Below are 20172 nucleotides of genomic sequence, written 5' to 3'. Positions count from 1 at the left end.
ATAAATAGCAGACAAGCTTTTTTAAAAGTGATACAATACAAGTGGAATTTAAAAAAGTGAGGTTATTCTGCCCTTGAATAACTTCACAAAATCAAAGGAGAGAGTTTAACTTATGAAGAAAACAAAAATCGTAAGTACTTTAGGTCCTGCTAGTAATGATCTTGATACTATCAAAGGTTTAATGAAAGCTGGAGCTAACGTTTTCCGTTTTAACTTTTCACATGGTGACCACCCAGAACATCTTGGTCGTATGAAGATGGTTCATCAAGCAGAAAAGGAATTAGGAATGACTATGGGTATTGATTTAGATACCAAAGGTGCTGAAATCAGAACTACTGCTCAAAAAGATGGTAAGGCTGAATATCACACTGGTGACGAATTCCGTATTTCTATGGATGGCGATATCGATAGTACTCATGACAAGGTAGCAGTTAGTTACCCTGGTTTATTTGATGATGTACATGTTGGTACTCACATCTTATTTGATGATGGTATTTTAGATGCTGTTGTTGAAGAAAAAGATGAAGCTAATAAAGAATTAGTTGTTAAATCACAAAACAATGCTGTATTAGGTTCACGTAAGACTTGTGATGTTCCTGGTGTATCTATTAACTTACCAGGTATCACTGAAAAAGATACTGATGACATTCGTTTTGGTTGCCAACACGGTATCACTCTTATTTCTGCTTCCTTCGTTCGTAAGCCACAAGATGTCTTAGACATCCGTAAGTTACTTGAAGAAGAACATGCAGAAAGTGTTCAAATCTTCCCTAAGATCGAATCTCAAGAAGGTATTGACAACTTTGAAGACATCATGAAGGTTTCTGATGGTTTAATGATTGCTCGTGGTGACATGGCCGTTGAAATCCCTTATGAAAATGTTCCTGTTGTTCAAAAATACTTGATTCAAAGATGTAATGAAATGGGTAAGCCAGTTATCACTACTACTCAAATGCTTGATTCAATGATCGAAAACCCACGTCCTACACGTGCTGAAATGACCGATGTTGAAAACGCTGTTTGGGATGGTACTGATGCTACTATGCTTTCTGGTGAAAGTGCTAATGGTGACTACCCTGTAGAAGCTGTTAAGGCTATGAACAAGCTTAACATCAAGGCTGAACATGCATTTGAATTATACGGTCGTCCTCGTGTTCAATTTGACAAGGGTGATGTTACTGAATCAATCGCTGATTCTGTACAACGTATGGTTCAAGATTTAGGAATCAAGACTGTTGTTGCAGTTACTGATAGTGGTTACACTGCTCGTATGATTTCTAAGTACCATCCAGATGCTGACATTTTAGCTCTTACTTTTGATGATACTACTCGTCGTGGATTAACTATCAACTGGGGTGTACACCCAATGGTTGTTAATAAGCCAACAAGTACTGATGCAATGTTCGAAATGGCAGCTAACAAAGCTGTTGAATCTGGCTTAGCTAAGGAAGGCGACTTAGTATTGATCGTTGCTGGAGTTCCAGTTGGCGATAAAGGTACTACTAACTTAATGAAGGTTCAATTAATTGGATCTAAGTTAACTCAAGGTCAAGGTATCGGTGATAAGACTGTTATCGGTAAGGCCGTAGTTGCTAATAGTGCTGATGAAGCTAACAAGAAGGCTACTGAAGGTAGTATTCTTGTTGCTAAGAGCACTAACAAGGATTACTTACCTGCTATTAAGAAGGCAAGTGCAATCGTTGTTGAAGAAGGTGGCTTAACTTCACACGCTGCTGTAGTTGGTATTTCTATGGGAATTCCAGTTGTTGTTAGTGCTGATAAAGCTACTGAAAAAGTTTCAGACGGTGAAGTTATTACTGTTGATGCTCGTCGTGGTATTGTTTACAATGGTGCTTCAAGCGCAATGTAATCTTCATTAAAAACTAGTTTGTAATTTTAAAAGATACGTCTTCCTGCAGGGGCGTATCTTTTTTTTATCTTTTATTTAGCGTATAATTAGTAATACTAAAAGGGAGGACTAACTATTGAATAATATTATTGGTCGAATTGTAAAGGGAAAGGTAACTGATGAAAACGAACACAGTTATTTTGTTCAAATTGACGGAATTACTTTTACTTTAGATAAAAGTGAAATCAAGAGCCCCCTCCATCTTGGTAGTCAATTTAAGGGCTTTACTTATGAAAATGAAAATCATGATTTACAAATTACGCGAAATGCTCCTAGTGTTCAGATAGATCATTATGATTGGGGAACTGTTGTCAATAGTAAATTCGGTTTAGGAGTATTCGTTGATATTGGCTTACCTAATAAAGATATTGCCGTATCAATTGATGATTTACCTAAAATGACGTCTTTATGGCCTCAACGTGGTGATAAATTAATGATAGCATTGAAGGTAGATAAAAAGGGTCGTCTTTGGGGTGAACTAGCCGATTCAGACATTTTTACAGCAATTCAAGTTCCAGCTGCTAAAAGAATGAAGAATTACGATATGAAAGCAACTGTAATTCAAAACAAATTAGCAGGAACAAAGGTTATTACTGATGAATACTATTTAGGATTTATTCATCCAAGTGAACGAGATCAAGAACCGAGACTAGGTCAACATGTTAAAGTTAGGGTGATTGATGTTCATCCTGATAATACTTTGAATCTATCAATGCGTTTAAGAGGATATGAAGCAATTTCTCCAGACGCTAAGATGATTTTGGAAGTATTAAAACATACTAGTGATGGAAAAATTCCTTATAATGATAAGAGTAACCCAGTTGATATTAAAACCTACTTTGGAATTAGTAAGGGGCAATTTAAACGGGCGCTTGGTCATTTAATGAAGGAAAGATTGATTGTTCAAGACTCTAGTGGTGTTCAATTGGTCAATAAATCCCAGGATAAAGATTAATGATTGGTGGATTTTAAATGCTTTTTAAATATCGTGATGAATATCAAAAAATTGCTTTAGATATGTTGTCGTTATTACCCAGCATGGATAGAATGGACCGCCTTAAAGCTGAGTTTCAATGGTATCAAAATGATGATAGTCGAGAACTATACTTATGGCGAAATAATGGTGAAAATTGGACTGGTTTGATTGGGGTAGAAGAAGATGCAAAAAATGTCGTTGTTAGACTGATGGTCTTAACTCCTGGTTCCGCTTCAAAGGCTAATTATTGTGCAATGCTAGATCAACTCGCTAATAATTATAATGATAAGCGAATCGTTAGTTCCCTGGAAACGGTTCATTTCTTTAGAGAGTGGCAAGAGGAAAATAATGAACAATCATGATGAAACGTTCGAATTACATTTAAGTGAATTTAATGGTCCACTATCATTACTATATGAATTGATAAAAAAATCTGAAATGAACATTTATGATATTAAAATAACTCAAATTACTGATCAATATTTAAGTTATTTGGAGCATTTAAAAAAATTAAATTTTGAATTAGCTGGGGAGTATTTTGTTTTGGCAGCTGATTTAATGGCCATTAAGTCTAAAATGTTATTACCACAACCAGAAATAATTGATGATGAAGAAGATGCTGATGATCCTAGAGCTGATTTAGTGCATCGTCTTCTAGTTTATCAACAGTATCAAGATACAGCTCAAAACTTGAATCAAAGATTATTAGAACGTCAACAGGTGCATAGTAGAAGTATTATCATTCCTACTAAAGAAAATCATGACTATCAAAATATTCAAATGAGTGTTAAGTTGTTAAAAACTGCTTTTCATCGAGTAATAGAAAAAAATAATTTTGAAGAGCCAACTGTAAATATTCATAAATGGGAATTTTCAATTCAAGATCAAATTGAAATTGTTAAGCAAACATTGATTTCAGAACCTGAATTGAATTTGATTAGTTTTTTGGAACAGCATGCCCAAATTGAAGAATTAATAACAACGTTTTTAGCAATTTTAGAAATGGCTAAACAAGGTGAACTTAAGATTATTGAAGTTAAAAATCAAATTATTTTAAAAAGTAATGGGTGATATAATGCTGAATAATTTAGCCAAAATTGAGGGTTTGATTTATGTTACGGGAGATCAAGGGATAAGTAAGCAAGAATTAGCTGATGTTTTATCCATGAATGAAGAAGCAGTTGCAAAAATTGTTACTAAGTTAAAGAATAATTATGATAATAATGATGATTCAGCTTTTCAAATTGTTGAATATGGTGATAAATATCGCTTGGCAACCAAAAATGAACTAAATAAAGACATTGATATATTATTTAGTGATAATAAAGATAAGTTGTTAACTGCAGCAGCACTAGAAACCGTCACTATTATTGCCTATAATCAACCAGTGACTAGAATTGAAGTGGATGATATTCGAGGAGTTAACAGCTCTTCAATCATTCAAAAATTAGTTAAACAAGATTTAATTAAAACCAATGGTCGAAAGAAAGTTCCAGGAGATCCATATTTATACGTAACGACGGATAATTTCTTAGACTTATTTGGCTTAAAAGATCTTAAAGAGTTACCACCAATTGAAGAATTGAAGGATGAAGGTGAAGATATTGAGTGAGCGATTACAAAAAGTGATGGCTAAAGCAGGAGTTGCATCTCGACGAGCTTCAGAAAAAATTATTACACAAGGCCGAGTAAAGGTTAATGGAGTCGTCGTTAAAGAATTAGGGACGAAGGTCAACGTGAGTGATCAAGTTGAAGTTGATGGGGTGCCAATCAGTAAGGAACAACTAGTTTATTATTTATTCTATAAACCAAGAGGAGTAATTTCGACTGTTAATGATGATAAGGGCAGAACGACAGTCCTAGATTATTTTCCAGATGTTAGCGAAAGAATTTATCCTGTTGGACGTCTAGATTATGATACTTCTGGATTATTAATAATGACAAATGATGGTGACTTTGATAATTCCCTAACTCACCCTAAATATGAAATTAACAAGGTATATGTGGCAAAAGTTACGGGAGTTTTGGATAATAAAGATTTTCAAAGGATTCGGCATGGAATTATAATTGATGGCAAAAAGACTGCTCCGGCAAAAACAAAAGTTCTTGAGGTTCCAAGTGAAAAGAATCGTCTAAAGAATTCTGTGATTGAAATTACAATTCATGAAGGACGAAATCACGAAGTAAAGAATTTATTTAAAGCAGTTGGTCATCCAGTTCAGAAATTACAACGGATAGCATACAGTTTTTTGAATTTAGGAAGGTTAAAGCCAGGGGAATATCGACCATTAAAGAAATTTGAAATTGAAAAATTAAAAAACATCTCTGAAAAATAATGTTCATTTTTTAGAATGATTATGATATAATAATTTTATAATAAGTCTTCGGGGCAGGGTGTAATTCCCAACCGGTGGTACAGCCCACGACCCATCATTTGATGGTTGATTTGGTTAAATTCCAAAGCCGACAGTAAAGTCTGGTATAAAGAAGACATAGTGCGAATGCCCCTACTGAATATATTCAGTAGGGGTTTTGTTTTTGATGCCCAAAGCCTTATTAAATAATTTTTAAGGGTTGGTTTTTTATTATGAAACAAAAGTTTCGAGTTGTTCAATTAGTTCAGTTATCACTTTTAGCTGCGGTATCTTATGTGTTGATGTTCTTTTCTTTTCCGATTTTACCCTTTGCTCCATTTTTGAAGTTGGATTTTAGTGATCTCCCAATTCTAATTGGAACCATTTTATTTGGACCAATTGGTGGGGTAATTATTGCACTTATCAAAGTACTCCTCTATTGGGTAACTTTTGGAGCTTCTTTACCAAGTTTAATTGGTGTATTTGCATCATTTGCAGCTTCGATTTCGATGCTATATCCAATCTATTTTGGATTAAAGAAACGTGGTCATAATACTGGTATTGCTCGGAAGATTATGATTGTCATCATTGAGACGATTACTTTGGTAATTGTCTTGGGAATTCTAAATTTATTTTTAATTACACCATTGTACATTAATTTAATTGGGTTGAAAATTGGAATGCCTGTTAGTAAATACGTGTTATCATTTATCGTGCCTTTTAATGTGATTAAGGGAATTGTAATTGGTGGAGTTTTCATGCTAATTAATGGACGGTTGATCAAACGCTTAAAATAATTAATTGGAGCGATTAAATTGTCAGAACGACCTTTGTTATTATTCTTTAATGGTCAACAAAATCGAAGAATCCGAGTAATTCAAAATTTACTCATTGGGAAACGAACCGTTTCAACTCTTTTTTGGGGAATGAGATATGATCTACTTAGTGTTTTCCATACTTTTAAAGAACTCCCTAATCTTTTTAATGGTGATTCATTAAATGAATTAGTAAATGATAAGTTACTCATTCCTAGTGATAAAGACCAATTTAGATTAACTAACAATGGACAAAGTCAATTTACTGTTTTAAATAGGTTCTATAATTTGGACTTTAATTATAATGCAAATCAATTTTATGACGTTAATAAATTTATAGAGCGCTTTTCTTTAGCTAATCAAGTAATTTCGGAATATAGTTATCATCAAAATAATTATTATCCGTTAAACGTTGATTGGCAGGAAAGCGCTTTTGTTAAACGCTGGTTTCACGAAAATAAGCATGATCAAATTGTTTCGCAGTGGTATGAGGGGTTACATACATTTTTGAATCAACTGCCAGCAAACAATTTGGCAGATCAATTTGTTGATGAAATGGTTGGGCATAATCAAATTGGTGCTACTTTAGTTCAACAATCTGAAAAATTAAATCTTCCTGTGGAAATTTTAAAATTAAGACAACGATTATTAATGAATCAATTAATTAGTTTTATTGATTCATCAGACCTATCGATTTTTAGTTTATTACTTCACGGAATTCAAAAGTCATTATTAAGTCAAAGTGCCCATAAAACAATGGTAAGTTTGATGAATGGAAAAGACTTTAATACGATTATGAGACAACGGCATTTAAAAATTTCTACGGTTAAGGAACATATTCTAGAAGCAGCCATTTTAATGCCACAGTTGAATATTAACTATCAACAATTTATTGAAAGAGATCATTTTGAACAATTTCAAAAATTACTTCCTGATAATAAAATAGATCAATGGCAGTATGCAAAGCTAAAAGAAAAAATTAATGGACTTACCTTCTTTGAATTTAGGCTGTACCAGATAATAAGGAGTAATAGTAATGATTGATGATGGTAAATTATATCAAGCATTAAAACGATATTTTAATTTTGATGAATTTCGTCCTGGGCAAAAAAAAGTCATGAAAAGTTTATTTCAAAATCAAAATACATTTGCAATCATGCCAACTGGATCAGGAAAAACTTTACTGTATCAGTTGTATGGATTAATGGTTCGACAACCAATTTTGGTTGTCTCTCCTTTATTAGCATTGATGTCTGATCAAGTATCAAGGATGCAATATCTTGGTTTTAAAAATGTAGCTGCAATAAATTCATTAGTATCGAATGAAGAACGTTATCATATTTTAAGAAATCTAAATCATTACCAGTTTATTTTTATCTCACCTGAAATGATATCAATGCCTAACGTGTTAAAGTACATTAAAAGAATTTATTGGGGATTATTCGTTATTGATGAGGCCCATTGCATTTCTCAATGGGGGCATGATTTTCGACCAGAATATTTAGATTTAGGTAGGATAAGAAAGTTATTGAATCAACCAAAACTATTGTTATTAACGGCAACGGCATCTATAAATACCCAAAAAGATATTTTAAGCATTTTAAATATTGTTCCAAAACAAATTAATATTATTAATTATTCAATGGATCGCAAGAATATTTTTTTAGCAGTCGAAAAAGTAAATAATGATAAAGAGAAAGATGAAAGATTATTGCAAATAGTTGCCCACTTAAAATCTCCAGGAATTATTTATTTTTCAAGTCGAAAAATTGCGAATCAAATTGCACGATTAATTTCAGAAGAATGTCATTTGAAGACCGCTGCTTTTCATTCTGGATTAAATAATGATGAAAAGTATAAGATTCAACATCAATTTATGAATGATCAATTAGATTTGATATGTGCTACTAGTGCTTTTGGAATGGGAATTGATAAGAATGATATTCGTTATGTTATTCATTATCATCTATCGTCAGATTTGGAATCATATGTTCAAGAAATGGGTAGAGCAGGTCGGGATGGTAAACAAAGTGTTGCAATTATTTTATATCGAAATGGTGATGAGATGATACCATTAAACTTAGTAGTAAATAGTTTAGCCACCCCAGAAGAAATAAAGATTGCATATCGACATCCTAATATCATGGCAAAATTGATTCACCAGGATGATGAAAAAGCAAGAATCATTAATTTTTATTGGCATCGAAAAATAAATGAAAATGAACTAATTCAAAAATTTGAACAGTTAGCAACTTTGAAACAATATAATTTAACAAGAATGAAAGAGTATGTTCAAACCAATCAGTGTCGGCGTCGTTTAGTATTAAAATATTTTAATGATCGAATGGTTGAGCATAATGAAAAATGTTGTAATGGATTGGGAACAGCTTTATCTTTATCAAAATTAAATCTTTTTGTTGATCATCATCATGTTGATCAAATTGAAAAAAACTGGGATAAAAAATTAAAACAATTATTTAATCAATAATGGAAAAAAATTGATTATTAATGTAGAATGTTTAATATGATTAAGGGGGATGCTTAATGGCAGACAAGAAAGAAAAAAATCCATGGAATCAAAAATTTGATGATGCTAAAGATAGTGATGGTCAACTTTCAAGAGTTAAGTTAAAAAAGCAAAATCACAATAATAGTTTGATTACAATGATTCTAGTCGGAGCAATTCTATTAATTGCGATTGTTGCTTTGATCATGGGAATGTCTAGCGGAAATAATAATGGAAGCAATAGTTCTTCAAAGAGTATTAGCAGTACTAAAGTTGAAAAAGCAACTTCAGAATCAACTGATAGCAAAAAAAAACCCAAACATTCGAATAAAGCAAAGAGTAGTTCCAAAGCAGCTATGATTTCTGAAAAGAATGATAGTACTGTTAAAAAGAGTCGTTCTGAAAGTAGTAGTGTTAAAAAAGATACTAGTTCCAAAGCAAAACAAAGCTCTACTAGTAGTGAAAAAACAAGTGCTTCAAATGGTAATTATACTACCGTTCAAGCTGGCCAAGGATTATATCGGGTCGCAACGAATGCTGGAATTTCTGAACAACAATTATTAAAATTGAATGGATTGACAACGGCTTCGCACCTAAAACCTGGTCAAAAGTTAAGAATAAAATAATATAGATCGTTAGGAAGATTAGAATGGAACAAATTCAAGTTGCTATTGATGGACCAGCATCTGCTGGAAAGAGCACGGTAGCTAAGATTGTAGCAAATAACTTTGGCTTTATTTATTGTGATACAGGAGCAATGTATCGTTCAATTACACTTGCTGGAATCAGAGCAAATGCTGATTTAAGTAATGAAACTGAGATGGTAGCTTTATTAAATCACACTAAAATCAGTTTTAAACCAGGAAATCCGCAAAGGGTTTTGATCAATGACCAAGATGTAACAAATGATATTAGACAAGAAGACGTCACTAATTCTGTATCAACTGTTGCAGCTTTAAAGGGAATCAGAAGTGAGTTAGTAAAGCGACAACGTGATATTGCTAATACTAACAATGTTGTGATGGATGGCCGAGATATTGGAACGACCGTTTTACCAGATGCAGAAGTAAAGATATTTTTAGTAGCGAGTGCTAAACAACGTGCAATGAGAAGATTAGCTGATAATGCAGAAAAGGGGATTCATATCCCATTAGACATCTTGCAAAAAGAAATTGAAGAACGAGATTATAAGGATTCTCATCGTTCTGTTTCACCACTAGTAAAAGCTAAAGATGCAATTGAAATTGATACCACGTATTTAGATATTGATGAAGTTGTTAAAAAAATTAGTGAAATTATAAAAAAATTTAAAAAATAGATAGTTCAATTACTAGCTTTTATTGTAAACATAAGATAGAATAGTAGTTGAATTGTTGTTGCAAGGAGGATGTATTCGAATGAGTGCAAATGATGGAAACGAAAATAAAGATTTATTAGCAGCTTTAGATAGTGTAAAACCTGTTGAAGTTGGGGATGTTGTTGAAGGTGAAATTTTAGATATTGATGATAAAGATCAAGTTATCGTTGGTATTGAAGGTTCCGGTGTTGAAGGGGTTATTCCTCGTCATGAATTATCACCACAACCTATTGACGATGTTAAATCCCAATTTAAGATTGGTGACAAGATTAAAGTTGTCGTTATTTCCAAGATTGGTGATGATAAGGAAAACGGTAGCTACTTATTATCCGTTCGTCGTCTTCAAGCTCAAAAAGTATGGGAAGAAATCAAAGAAAAGGCTGAAAAAGGCGAAACCATCGAAGTTACAGTTGAAAGAGCTGTTCGAGGCGGTTTAGTTGTAAATGCCGGTGTTCGTGGATTTATTCCAGCCTCAATGATTACTGACCATTTTGTTGACAAATTAAATCAATTTAAAGACCAAAAGATGGTATGTAAGATTGTTGAAGTTATCCCAGCAGAAAATCGTTTAATCCTTTCTCACCGTGAAGTTGTTGAAAAAGAACGTAAAGCTGCTCGTGAAGAAATTATGAGTAAGTTAAGCGTTGGTGATGTGATTGAAGGAAAAGTTGCTCGTTTGACTAACTTTGGTGCCTTCATTGATTTAGGTGGCATGGATGGTTTAGTTCATGTTTCTGAAATTTCATATGACCGTGTTGCTAAACCTTCTGACGTTTTAAAAGTTGGACAAGAAGTTAAAGTTAAGGTTATTAACATTGATGCTGATCGTGATCGGATTGGTTTATCAATTAAACAAACTTTACCTCAACCATGGGATGATATTGAAGAAAAAGCTCCAGAAGGCAGTGTCTTAGAAGGGACTGTTAAACGTTTAGTTGATTTTGGTGCATTTGTTGAAGTATTCCCTGGTGTTGAAGGATTAGTTCACATCTCACAAATTTCTCATAAGCACATTGATACTCCTAAGGATGTCTTAGAAGTAGGTCAACAAATTAAGGTTAAGGTTCTTTCCGTTGATCCTGAACAACATCGTTTAGCATTATCTATGAAGGCTCTTGAACCAGAACCTGCTGATAATAATAAAGGCGAAAAGAAGCCATCTCGTCGTGCTGTAAATGATCGTTCAACTCAAAACGCACCTGAAGAAGAAAGTGGTTTTACTTTAGGTGATATGGTTGGAAACGCTTTGAAGAAGGACGAAGAAGACCTTAAGAAGTAATTATTTAATTAACAAAATTTGATAAAATTATCCTTCAAGTTACTGAAGGATAATTTTTTATTTTCAAAATTTAATATAGGAGGCGAATAACATGAGTCAAGCAACAGTCGCAATTGTTGGAAGACCAAATGTTGGAAAATCGACAATTTTTAATCGAATTGCGGGAGAACGAATTTCCATCGTTGAAGATAAACCAGGTGTTACTCGTGATCGAATTTATTCTCATGGAGAATGGCTTGGGCACTTCTTTAACATTATTGATACTGGTGGAATTGATATCGGTGATGAACCGTTTTTAAAGCAAATTACTGCTCAGGCTGAGGTAGCAATTGATGAAGCTGATGTAATTATTTTTATGGTTAATGGTAAGGACAATGTTACAGCAGCTGATGAAAAAATTGCTAAAATATTATATAAATCGGATAAACCAGTTGTTTTAGCAGTAAATAAAATTGATAATTTTGAAATGAGAGCTAACATTTATGATTTTTATGCATTAGGTTTTGGTGATCCATATGCAATTTCAGGTGCTCACGGAATCGGATTAGGTGATTTACTTGATAAGGTTGTGTCTCTGTTTCCAGAAGGTGCAGAAACCGAAAAGACAGATTCAATTAATTTTAGTTTGATTGGTAGACCAAATGTTGGTAAATCATCACTTGTTAATGCTATTTTAGGAGAACATCGGGTCATTGTTTCTGACATTGCAGGAACTACTCGAGATGCAATTAATACAAGTTTCGAGTATGATGACCATGAATTTACAATGGTTGATACTGCTGGATTGCGTAAACGTGGAAAAGTGTATGAAAATACTGAGCGATATAGTGTAATGCGGGCAATGAAAGCAATTGATAATAGTGATGTTGTTTTAATGGTTCTAAATGCTGAAGAAGGAATCCGTGAACAAGATAAAAGAATTGCTGGATATGCACATGAAGCAGGTCGTGGGATTATTATTGTTGTAAATAAATGGGATACTTTGAAAAAAGATAATCAAACTCAACATCAATTTGAATTAGTAATCCGGCAAGAATTTAGATATTTACAATATGCTCCCATTATTTTTGTTTCAGCTAAAACTCATCAGAGATTAGATAAGTTGATTAATTTAGTTGAAGAAGTTGAACGAAATCATAAAATTCGCATTGGCTCTTCAGAATTGAACAATGTAATTATGAATGCAGTTGCAATGACTCCTACCCCAAGTATGAAAGGACAACGGCTTAGGATTTACTATGTTACACAGGTTACTGTAGGTCCGCCAACATTTGTTTGTTTTGTAAATGATGTTAAATTAATGCATTTTTCCTATTTACGTTATTTAGAAAACCAAATTCGTCAAAACTTTGACTTTACGGGCACACCGATTAAATTTTTGGTAAGAACTAGAAAATAATCATAAAAAGATTGCAGTTTTAAATATAATATGATAATTTTATAAGGTAATGTTTTAAGGATGTTAGTATTACAAGCATTAATCATGCTATAATGCTAATTGTCATAGTTATTAAATGACTATGACTCTTTTTCAATTTAACTGGGAGGTGAAGTTAAAATGGCAAACAAATCAGAATTAGTAAACGGTGTTGCAGAACGTACTGATTTAACTAAAAAGGATGCTACTGCTGCAGTTGATGCTGTATTCAGTACTATTCAAGAAAAGTTAGCAGACGGTGAAAAAGTTCAATTAATTGGCTTTGGTAACTTCGAAGTTCGTAACCGTGCCGCTCGTAAGGGTCGTAACCCACAAACTGGTGCTGAAATTCAAATTCCAGCAAGTAAGGTTCCTGCCTTCAAGCCAGGTAAAGCATTAAAGGATGCTGTTAAGTAATCCTAAAAATTACCAGTCCGGTTAACGGACTGGTTTTTTATTTTTGGAGGTTTTTAAAATGGCAAGCTATTCAGAACGTGCGTTAGATGAATTAGAAAATGGGAAAATTGATCAATATCATGACTTATATCAGAAAGCATTAAAAAATGATGATCCTGATATGTTATATTCATTAGCAGAGGAATTATACTCGTTAGGGTTTAATCATGATACAGAAGATATTTACCGGCAATTATTAACTAAATTTCCATCTGAGGATGAACTGAAGATTAATTTGGCGGAGGCTTTAATTAGTGATGGTGATGATGACCAAGCTTTGAACTACCTTAGCCAAGTTACAGAAACTTCACCAAACTATGTTCAATCACTAATGGTTGCTGCGGATCTTTATCAGACACAAGGATTATTGGATGTTAGTCAACAAAAATTACTATTAGCACAGAAGTTAGCTCCAGACGAAAATGTAATTACCTTTGCATTAGCAGAGTTATATTTTACGATGAATGAATTTGCCAAGGCGATTCCGTTATATCTTTCCTTAATTAAGCAGGGAATTCCTAAGTATAGTTCTGTTAATTTAGTAGAACGAATTGGTGTTGCTTACGCTAATGATGGTCGTTTTGAACATGCAATTGGATATTTAAAACAAATTAAACCATTGGACATGACTCCAGATGTAAAATTTGAAACGGCATTTACTTATTTACAATTGGCAGATTACAAAAAGGCAATTGAATTGTTCGAATCATTGCGAGAAAGCGACCATGATTACTCAACACTATATCCATATTTAGGTGAGGCCTTGATTCATGAAAATCAAAAAGAAAAAGCCCTTCGTGTATTTCAAGAAGGACTTAGTGTTGATGAATTTAACGAGAAATTATGGTTAAAAGCGGCTGATTTGTCAGCAGAATTACAACAATTTGATGATGCTGAACAAGAATATTTAAAAGCAGTTGAACTTGATCCTGATGATGTTCAAGCTTTATTAAAAGCATCTAATTATTATTTACAAAGACAACAATACGATGAAAATGTTAAATTGGTTACAAATAGTCATCAAATGGATGCTTTGGATCCACAATTAATGTGGAACCTTGCATTTTCATATGATCAATTAGATCAGATTGATTTAGCTACGAAATACTATGATGCGGCATTGCCAAACTTCTCTAATGATGGTGACTTTTTGAAAGAAGCCGGACTCTTCTTTAGAATGAGTGGGCAGTTAGAAAAAGGAATCGATTTGTTAAAGAAATATCTTAAAATCGTTCCGACCGATTCAACAATTGCTGAAATGGTAAACGAAAACTAATTTAAAAGATGTCTCTGAAGTAGACTTTGGTAGTATAAAATCGAAGCTGGCTCCAAATTTAGTTTATCTGATAGTTTACTTACACTCCAATCATTATGAGTTGTAATAAAATGAATCATATAGCTTTGTAATAACCGGGATGGACTTAAAGAAAATCCTAGAATTTCTTGATCCGGGCGAAGATACTTATGCAACCCAGGTAATGTAATATGAGGATCATTACTAAATCGTTGTTTCAAGAAAATATCAGAACTTTGTTGTTTGATTTGAACGGGTTTTAAAAACTGCATGAAGTTTTTAATGAATTCTTTTTCAAATGGTTGCCAGGAAATAGAATTAAAGACACGGTAAAAATTAGGCTGAAGAAATTCTTTTTCCCCATACCCATGACTGATCAATAGTAAAGTTAATCGCGTGTAATAGTGTAAATCTGAGTTTAATAATAGGTCGGGCAATGTGTCGAGCCACTTCGTTGTGATTGGCTTAGTAGTTGCACGGCCTTTTCCTTTTATTGATAATGTCGGTAGATTTTGATTCCAATTATTTTGGAACAAGAATTTAAAATAAACGTTCAAATGGGAGAGAACCTTATTGTAAGTTAAATCAGCAATTTCACGATTATTAACTAACATCTGTAAGTAATTTTCAATATCACGGTCAAACAATTGACTAACTCGATGGTCATTTTGATATCCTAAGTTAAAATTAGAAAGATAATTAAAAAGATCAATTAAACTAATTTGATATTCATTAATGGTGGTATCAGCTAACCCTTCCTTTTGAAGATGTTTTTCAAATGCTGATTGATATGGATATAATTGTTTCTCCATTTTCAAGGCTCCTTTGTTATGTGTTACTTTAACTATTATTATATCATAACAAAAAGCCATAAAAAATTCCTTAAAGATGTAATATTTGTTATTATTATTTTAGTAAGAAGTTGAACGGAGAGTGTAAAAATGCACATTAATAATTTACCTAAAGAATTCGAAGATGCTCGATCAGTTATGCAACAAATTGAACAAGCTGGTTTTGAAGCTTATTTTGTTGGGGGAAGTGTTCGTGATACCATTTTGGGATTACCGATTCACGATGTTGATATCGCTTCAAGTGCATACCCAGCTGAAATTAAGAGCATTTTTAACAAGACGATTGATACTGGAATTGAACATGGAACGGTAATGGTGATGGATCATAAACATAGTTATGAAATTACGACATTTCGAACTGAATCTGGTTACCAAGATTATCGTCGTCCTGATAAGGTAACGTTCGTTCGTTCATTAGAAGAAGATTTGAAACGACGCGATTTTACAATTAATGCCTTGGCAATGCGTGAAAATGGGGACGTCATTGATTTGTTTCATGGGATTGATGATTTGCATGCCAAAATTATTAAAGCTGTTGGCGATGCAAATGTTCGTTTTAATGAAGATGCCCTCCGAATGATGCGAGCAGTTCGATTTGCAAGTAAGCTAGATTTTCGAATTGAAGAAAATACTTTCAAAGCAATTAAACGACATAGTAAATTATTAGCAAAAATTGCAGTGGAACGGATTCACGAAGAATTTGTTAAAATGATGCTTGGTCAAGATCCATGCAGAGGAATCAAGGATATGATCGAAACTAATCTAACTGATTATGTTCCAATGTTTAAGGAGCATATTGATTCTTTGGAACAAATTAGTAAATTAAAACATTTGGAATTAAAAAATGAAGTTGCGGTTTGGGGATTATTATCATATCAATTTGGTTTTAATAAAAATGATATTAGCAAGTTTTTAAAAGCGTGGAAATCAGCAAATGAAATTATTAAATCAACACAATTAGTTAATGAAGCTTTGATATCGATTGAAAAAAATACTGTTGATTCAATGTTAGTTTATCGAACTGGAATTGATGATATGATGGTTGCTAACCAAATTGCCATTCAATTAGGTCATGCTGATTTAAGTCAGCAAATTAATCTTCTTAACGATCGATTAGCAATTCATTCTAAACATGATTTAAAAACTAATGGTAAAGTATTAATAAAAGCTGGGGTTGTGAAACCGGGACCTCAACTAGGACAGATTCTTAAGGAATTAGAAACCAAAGTTGTTTCAGGAAAAATCAACAATACAGAAAGTGATTTACTTGAAGCTGCGCAAAATTTAAAGAATTAAGTGTGGGGTAAAAATGCAAACATTAAAAGCTGAAAACTTAACACGTAACTATGGTGAAAAAACGATTTTTGATCATTTAACTTTCGATATTAAGGAAAAAGATCGAATTGGATTAATTGGAGTGAATGGAAGTGGAAAGACATCTCTTCTAAATACACTTGATGGAATCGGCGAATCTACCGGATCGATTGAAACACCTAAAAAGTATTCCATTGGTTATTTAAAGCAACATCCAGAGTTTAACGGAGACTTAACAATTTTAGATGCTGTTTTTTCGGGGAGTCAAGAGGTTTTTAAAATTATTCGCCATTATGAATCCGTATTAGATCGATATTCTAAAAATCCTGAAGATGAAAAAGTTCAAAATCAATATATGAAAGCAGAAGCTCAAATGAACGAAGCTGATGCTTGGAATGCTGAAAGTGATGTTAAAACTATTTTAACTCAGCTTAAAATTACTGATATGAATCAAAAAGTTGCCAGTCTTTCTGGGGGGCAAAAGAGACGGGTGGCTTTAGCTCAAGTTTTAATTCAATCACCAGATTTACTATTATTAGATGAACCAACGAATCATTTGGACTTTAGCTCTATCAATTGGTTGGAACAATACTTAGCTCAATATAAAGGGGCTCTAGTATTGGTTACCCATGATCGGTACTTCCTAGATCGGGTCGTTAATAATATTTGGGAACTTTCGTTTGGAAAGCTTTATATGTATGAAGGAAATTATCAAGACTATGTTCGTCAAAAAGCTGAACGGACTGAAATGGCTGCTCAAGAAGAACATAAACAGCAACAATTGTATAAACATGAATTAGCTTGGATGAGAACAGGAGCTAAGGCCCGTTCTACAAAACAACAGGGTCGAATCAACCGTTTTAATGAATTAAAGGGGAGCATTAATCATCTTAAAACAGAGGATGATGTTGACATTTCACTTGGTCAACAACGCCTTGGAAAAAAAGTCATTCAATTGAAAGATGCTAATTTAAAGATTGCTGATAAAACAATTCTAAAAGATTTTAATCTTTTAGTGCAAAGAAATGATCGAGTTGGGATCAGTGGTGAAAACGGGGCAGGAAAGAGTAGTTTATTGAACGTAATTGCTGGTAAATTGCCCTTGGATAGCGGTACCCTAATCATAGGAGAAACCGTTAAGATGGCATATTATACGCAACAAATGGAACCAATTCCAGAAGATAAGCGAATCATAAGTTATCTTAGTGATGTTGGACATCATGTTACTGATAAAGACGGTAACGATGTCAGTGTTACCCAACTTCTTGAAAAATTCTTATTTCCTCGATTTATGCATGGAACTCTAATTCGTAAATTATCAGGTGGAGAAAAAAGACGGTTATATTTATTAAAATTATTGATGCAGGCACCCAATGTGCTCCTATTAGATGAACCAACTAATGATTTGGACATTAGCACATTAACCGTTTTGGAAGATTATATTGATCATTTCAGTGGAACAGTTATTACGGTTTCTCATGATCGGTACTTTTTGGATAAAGTTGCTGATCACTTATTGATTTTTGATGGTGATGGTAAGATTGAAAGTCACGTTGGAAGATTTACAGACTTTTTGGAATCTGAACAAAAAAATCAGGACAAGTCGAACGCTACTAATAAAGTTAAAAAAGCTGAATCCAATAAATCAAAAGCTGAAGCACCAAAAAAGCAAAAGACTAAATTAACTTATGCGGAAAGTATGGAATGGGACAAGTTAGAAGACCAAATTGATGCGTTAGATCATCAAAAGAGTCAAATCGAAGATGAAATGGCTCAAAATAGTACAGATTATGATAAAATAAGAGAATTACAATTACAGTTGGAAAAGGTAGAAAAAGAAGCCGATGAAAAGATGAAACGGTGGGAATACCTCAGCCAATTTGTTGATGAATAAGGAGAGATTGGATTGTTAGAAGACGCATATCTAAATTTAGCAAAGTATGTTTTAGAAAATGGGCATACCAAAAGTGATCGAACGGGAACGGGAACGATTAGTACGTTTGGGTATCAAATGCGTTTTGATCTTTCAAAAGGGTTTCCGCTTTTAACTACTAAAAGTGTGCCTTTCCGGTTGATTAAAAGTGAATTGCTTTGGTTTTTACATGGTGACACTAATATTCGCTATTTATTAGAAAATAACAATCACATTTGGGATGAATGGGCATTTAAAAATTATGTTAATTCTTCTGACTACCATGGCCCTGATATGACTGATTTTGGGAATCGTCGATTGAAGGATGAAAAATTCAATCACGAATATCAAGCTCAGAAAAAGCTATTTTGTGAAAAAGTATTAGATGATGATGCTTTTGCCCAAAAATACGGTAATTTGGGAGATGTCTATGGAAGTCAGTGGCGTCATTGGAAAAAACGAGATGGTGGCTTTATTGATCAAATTAAAAATGTGATTGATAAAATTAAAACGACTCCTAATTCGAGAAGATTAATTGTTTCAGCTTGGAATCCAGAGGATATTCCTTCAATGGCTTTACCACCATGTCATACCATGTTTCAATTTTATGTTAATGATGGTAAATTAAGTTGCCAACTTTATCAAAGAAGTGGAGATATCTTTTTAGGGGTTCCTTTCAACATTGCTAGTTATTCATTACTAGTCTGCTTAATTGCAAAAGAATGTAATTTAGAACCTGGCGAATTTATCCATACTTTAGGTGATGCTCATATCTATTTGAATCATGTAGACCAAGTAAAGGAACAGTTAAAACGGAAACCAAAACCTGCTCCGAAACTTTGGTTAAATCCTGACAAAAATAGTATTTTTGATTATGATATGGATGATATTAAAATTAAAGACTATGAACATTATCCTGCAATTAAAGCACCAGTGGCTGTTTAGGAGGTATTTAAATGTTAGCATTTTTATGGGCAGAAAGTAAAAATGGTTTTATTGGTAAAAACGGTCATTTACCATGGAACCTCCCAGCCGATATGCATTATTTTAAAACAACGACCTTGAATCACATTATTGTTGCGGGAAGAACAACGTATTTATCGTTTGGAAAACCATTACCAAAACGAGTTAATTGTGTGATTACTCACCATGCTGCTGCCGAATTTCCAGCAGATGTTAATGTTTTCAATTCAATTGATCAATTTATTGATTTTTATCATCATAATGATAATAAGAAAGTATTTGTAGTTGGTGGAGCACAATTATATCAACAACTATTGCCAAATGTAGATTATTTATATCAGACTAAGATTGATGCAAACGTTGATGGTGACACTAAAATGATTCCGATTGATTATCAAAAATTTGAAATGGTCAAAGAGAATCATTTTAAGGCTGACGAAAAAAATAAATATGATTATAGTTTTCGAATCTTTAGACGTCGAGAACGTGGTTAAAGATCTTCTTTAACCTTTTTTTGTATAGGAGAATAATAATTGGAACAAAAGACATTTTACGAATATTTAATGACAGAAAGAAATCCCAAAAGTTATAGTGAACTCGCTGAATTAGCGAATAACGTCTTTTTAGATCATGGATTTCCCAAACAATCCACTGATTTTGATGAGATTTCTAACTATTTAGAGACGAATGGAAATTATGTAACTTCGATGGTCGTTTTTGACGATGCTTGGAAGAAGTACTTAGATTATCGGGATTAAAGGAGAAAATT

Annotated in this window: 21 protein-coding genes and 1 riboswitch; of the genes, 20 read left to right on the top strand and 1 reads right to left on the bottom strand. The window is 33.1% G+C overall.

What is annotated here, in order from left to right:
• Positions 1–112 precede the first annotated feature (112 nt).
• The 15 genes from pyk (at position 113) to AC3B6G_RS00815 (ending at position 14345) form a co-directional block, all read left to right on the top strand.
• Positions 113–1870: a pyruvate kinase gene (gene pyk / locus AC3B6G_RS00885; RefSeq protein ID WP_489848578.1), complete on the top strand. Its 1758-nt coding sequence runs from the start codon at positions 113–115 to the stop codon at positions 1868–1870.
• A 115-nt stretch (positions 1871–1985) separates the two neighbouring features.
• Entirely contained in the window at positions 1986–2864 is an 879-nt protein-coding gene (locus AC3B6G_RS00880) for a CvfB family protein (RefSeq protein ID WP_489848577.1), read from the top strand.
• A gap of 17 nt (positions 2865–2881) precedes the next feature.
• A complete protein-coding gene (locus tag AC3B6G_RS00875) occupies positions 2882–3247 on the top strand; it encodes a hypothetical protein (protein ID WP_489848576.1) in 366 nt (121 codons plus the stop codon).
• A complete protein-coding gene (locus tag AC3B6G_RS00870; RefSeq protein WP_489848575.1) occupies positions 3234–3956 on the top strand; it encodes a segregation and condensation protein A in 723 nt (240 codons plus the stop codon). Before AC3B6G_RS00875 ends, AC3B6G_RS00870 begins: the two co-directional genes overlap by 14 nt.
• 4 nt (positions 3957–3960) lie before the next feature.
• The gene (scpB, locus tag AC3B6G_RS00865; RefSeq protein WP_489848574.1) at positions 3961–4497 is read left to right on the top strand and encodes an SMC-Scp complex subunit ScpB; all 537 of its coding nucleotides are present in this window, start codon (positions 3961–3963) and stop codon (positions 4495–4497) included.
• Entirely contained in the window at positions 4475–5221 is a 747-nt protein-coding gene (locus AC3B6G_RS00860; RefSeq protein ID WP_489848573.1) for a pseudouridine synthase, read from the top strand. The genes scpB and AC3B6G_RS00860 overlap by 23 nt, the downstream gene beginning before the upstream one ends.
• Before the next feature lie 40 nt (positions 5222–5261).
• Positions 5262–5381: riboswitch (FMN riboswitch) on the top strand.
• Positions 5382–5472: 91 nt separating this feature from the next.
• Positions 5473–6036: an ECF transporter S component gene (locus tag AC3B6G_RS00855; protein WP_489848572.1), complete on the top strand. Its 564-nt coding sequence runs from the start codon at positions 5473–5475 to the stop codon at positions 6034–6036.
• An 18-nt stretch (positions 6037–6054) separates the two neighbouring features.
• Positions 6055–7098, top strand: a complete 1044-nt coding sequence (locus tag AC3B6G_RS00850) for a helix-turn-helix domain-containing protein (protein ID WP_489848571.1) — start codon at positions 6055–6057, stop codon at positions 7096–7098.
• The gene (locus tag AC3B6G_RS00845) at positions 7091–8542 is read left to right on the top strand and encodes a RecQ family ATP-dependent DNA helicase (RefSeq protein ID WP_489848570.1); all 1452 of its coding nucleotides are present in this window, start codon (positions 7091–7093) and stop codon (positions 8540–8542) included. Before AC3B6G_RS00850 ends, AC3B6G_RS00845 begins: the two co-directional genes overlap by 8 nt.
• 56 nt (positions 8543–8598) lie before the next feature.
• A complete protein-coding gene (locus tag AC3B6G_RS00840; protein ID WP_489848569.1) occupies positions 8599–9186 on the top strand; it encodes a LysM peptidoglycan-binding domain-containing protein in 588 nt (195 codons plus the stop codon).
• A 23-nt stretch (positions 9187–9209) separates the two neighbouring features.
• A complete protein-coding gene (gene cmk, locus AC3B6G_RS00835) occupies positions 9210–9878 on the top strand; it encodes a (d)CMP kinase (RefSeq protein ID WP_489848568.1) in 669 nt (222 codons plus the stop codon).
• 79 nt (positions 9879–9957) lie between these two features.
• Positions 9958–11196, top strand: a complete 1239-nt coding sequence (rpsA, locus tag AC3B6G_RS00830) for a 30S ribosomal protein S1 (protein WP_489848567.1) — start codon at positions 9958–9960, stop codon at positions 11194–11196.
• A gap of 91 nt (positions 11197–11287) precedes the next feature.
• Positions 11288–12595: a ribosome biogenesis GTPase Der gene (der, locus tag AC3B6G_RS00825; protein ID WP_489848566.1), complete on the top strand. Its 1308-nt coding sequence runs from the start codon at positions 11288–11290 to the stop codon at positions 12593–12595.
• 159 nt (positions 12596–12754) lie between these two features.
• Positions 12755–13030, top strand: coding sequence for an HU family DNA-binding protein (locus AC3B6G_RS00820; protein ID WP_489848565.1), 276 nt, complete (start codon positions 12755–12757; stop codon positions 13028–13030).
• A gap of 58 nt (positions 13031–13088) precedes the next feature.
• The gene (locus AC3B6G_RS00815) at positions 13089–14345 is read left to right on the top strand and encodes a tetratricopeptide repeat protein (RefSeq protein ID WP_489848564.1); all 1257 of its coding nucleotides are present in this window, start codon (positions 13089–13091) and stop codon (positions 14343–14345) included.
• On the opposite strand, the gene AC3B6G_RS00810 is transcribed toward AC3B6G_RS00815, so the two are convergent.
• Positions 14342–15175 (bottom strand): phage integrase N-terminal SAM-like domain-containing protein, encoded by an 834-nt coding sequence (locus AC3B6G_RS00810; protein WP_489848563.1) that lies wholly within the window; start codon positions 15173–15175, stop codon positions 14342–14344. The genes AC3B6G_RS00815 and AC3B6G_RS00810 overlap by 4 nt on opposite strands.
• 129 nt (positions 15176–15304) lie before the next feature.
• Between AC3B6G_RS00810 and AC3B6G_RS00805 the strand changes: the two genes are divergently transcribed.
• Genes AC3B6G_RS00805 through AC3B6G_RS00785 form a run of 5 tightly spaced genes read left to right on the top strand, consistent with a single transcriptional unit; the run spans position 15305 to position 20161 of the window.
• Positions 15305–16510 carry a CCA tRNA nucleotidyltransferase gene (locus AC3B6G_RS00805; protein ID WP_489848562.1) on the top strand — a complete coding sequence of 402 codons (1206 nt, stop codon included), beginning with the start codon at positions 15305–15307 and terminating at the stop codon, positions 16508–16510.
• Between the two features lie 13 nt (positions 16511–16523).
• Positions 16524–18422: an ABC-F family ATP-binding cassette domain-containing protein gene (locus AC3B6G_RS00800; RefSeq protein WP_489848561.1), complete on the top strand. Its 1899-nt coding sequence runs from the start codon at positions 16524–16526 to the stop codon at positions 18420–18422.
• A gap of 12 nt (positions 18423–18434) precedes the next feature.
• A complete protein-coding gene (locus AC3B6G_RS00795) occupies positions 18435–19385 on the top strand; it encodes a thymidylate synthase (RefSeq protein WP_489848560.1) in 951 nt (316 codons plus the stop codon).
• An 11-nt stretch (positions 19386–19396) separates the two neighbouring features.
• Positions 19397–19897: a dihydrofolate reductase gene (locus tag AC3B6G_RS00790; RefSeq protein ID WP_489848559.1), complete on the top strand. Its 501-nt coding sequence runs from the start codon at positions 19397–19399 to the stop codon at positions 19895–19897.
• A 39-nt stretch (positions 19898–19936) separates the two neighbouring features.
• Positions 19937–20161 (top strand): YozE family protein, encoded by a 225-nt coding sequence (locus AC3B6G_RS00785; protein WP_489848558.1) that lies wholly within the window; start codon positions 19937–19939, stop codon positions 20159–20161.
• The last annotated feature ends 11 nt before the right edge of the window (positions 20162–20172 follow it).

The organism is Nicoliella sp. ESL1149 (genome assembly GCF_058107265.1).
Note: the sequence above shows the minus strand (reverse complement) of the source record. Positions and strands in the feature narration are given on the sequence as shown.

What these genes read in the sequence shown, in the direction of transcription:
- pyk (WP_489848578.1), top strand. Translation starts at nt 113, where the DNA reads ATGAAGAAAACAAAAATCGTAAGTACTTTAGGTCCTGCTAGTAATGAT.
- AC3B6G_RS00875 (WP_489848576.1), top strand. Translation starts at nt 2,882, where the DNA reads ATGCTTTTTAAATATCGTGATGAATATCAAAAAATTGCTTTAGATATG.
- AC3B6G_RS00870 (WP_489848575.1), top strand. Translation starts at nt 3,234, where the DNA reads ATGAACAATCATGATGAAACGTTCGAATTACATTTAAGTGAATTTAAT.
- scpB (WP_489848574.1), top strand. Translation starts at nt 3,961, where the DNA reads ATGCTGAATAATTTAGCCAAAATTGAGGGTTTGATTTATGTTACGGGA.
- AC3B6G_RS00860 (WP_489848573.1), top strand. Translation starts at nt 4,475, where the DNA reads ATGAAGGTGAAGATATTGAGTGAGCGATTACAAAAAGTGATGGCTAAA.
- AC3B6G_RS00855 (WP_489848572.1), top strand. Translation starts at nt 5,473, where the DNA reads ATGAAACAAAAGTTTCGAGTTGTTCAATTAGTTCAGTTATCACTTTTA.
- AC3B6G_RS00845 (WP_489848570.1), top strand. Translation starts at nt 7,091, where the DNA reads ATGATTGATGATGGTAAATTATATCAAGCATTAAAACGATATTTTAAT.
- AC3B6G_RS00840 (WP_489848569.1), top strand. Translation starts at nt 8,599, where the DNA reads ATGGCAGACAAGAAAGAAAAAAATCCATGGAATCAAAAATTTGATGAT.
- cmk (WP_489848568.1), top strand. Translation starts at nt 9,210, where the DNA reads ATGGAACAAATTCAAGTTGCTATTGATGGACCAGCATCTGCTGGAAAG.
- rpsA (WP_489848567.1), top strand. Translation starts at nt 9,958, where the DNA reads ATGAGTGCAAATGATGGAAACGAAAATAAAGATTTATTAGCAGCTTTA.
- der (WP_489848566.1), top strand. Translation starts at nt 11,288, where the DNA reads ATGAGTCAAGCAACAGTCGCAATTGTTGGAAGACCAAATGTTGGAAAA.
- AC3B6G_RS00820 (WP_489848565.1), top strand. Translation starts at nt 12,755, where the DNA reads ATGGCAAACAAATCAGAATTAGTAAACGGTGTTGCAGAACGTACTGAT.
- AC3B6G_RS00815 (WP_489848564.1), top strand. Translation starts at nt 13,089, where the DNA reads ATGGCAAGCTATTCAGAACGTGCGTTAGATGAATTAGAAAATGGGAAA.
- AC3B6G_RS00810 (WP_489848563.1), bottom strand. Translation starts at nt 15,175, where the DNA reads ATGGAGAAACAATTATATCCATATCAATCAGCATTTGAAAAACATCTT.
- AC3B6G_RS00805 (WP_489848562.1), top strand. Translation starts at nt 15,305, where the DNA reads ATGCACATTAATAATTTACCTAAAGAATTCGAAGATGCTCGATCAGTT.
- AC3B6G_RS00800 (WP_489848561.1), top strand. Translation starts at nt 16,524, where the DNA reads ATGCAAACATTAAAAGCTGAAAACTTAACACGTAACTATGGTGAAAAA.
- AC3B6G_RS00790 (WP_489848559.1), top strand. Translation starts at nt 19,397, where the DNA reads ATGTTAGCATTTTTATGGGCAGAAAGTAAAAATGGTTTTATTGGTAAA.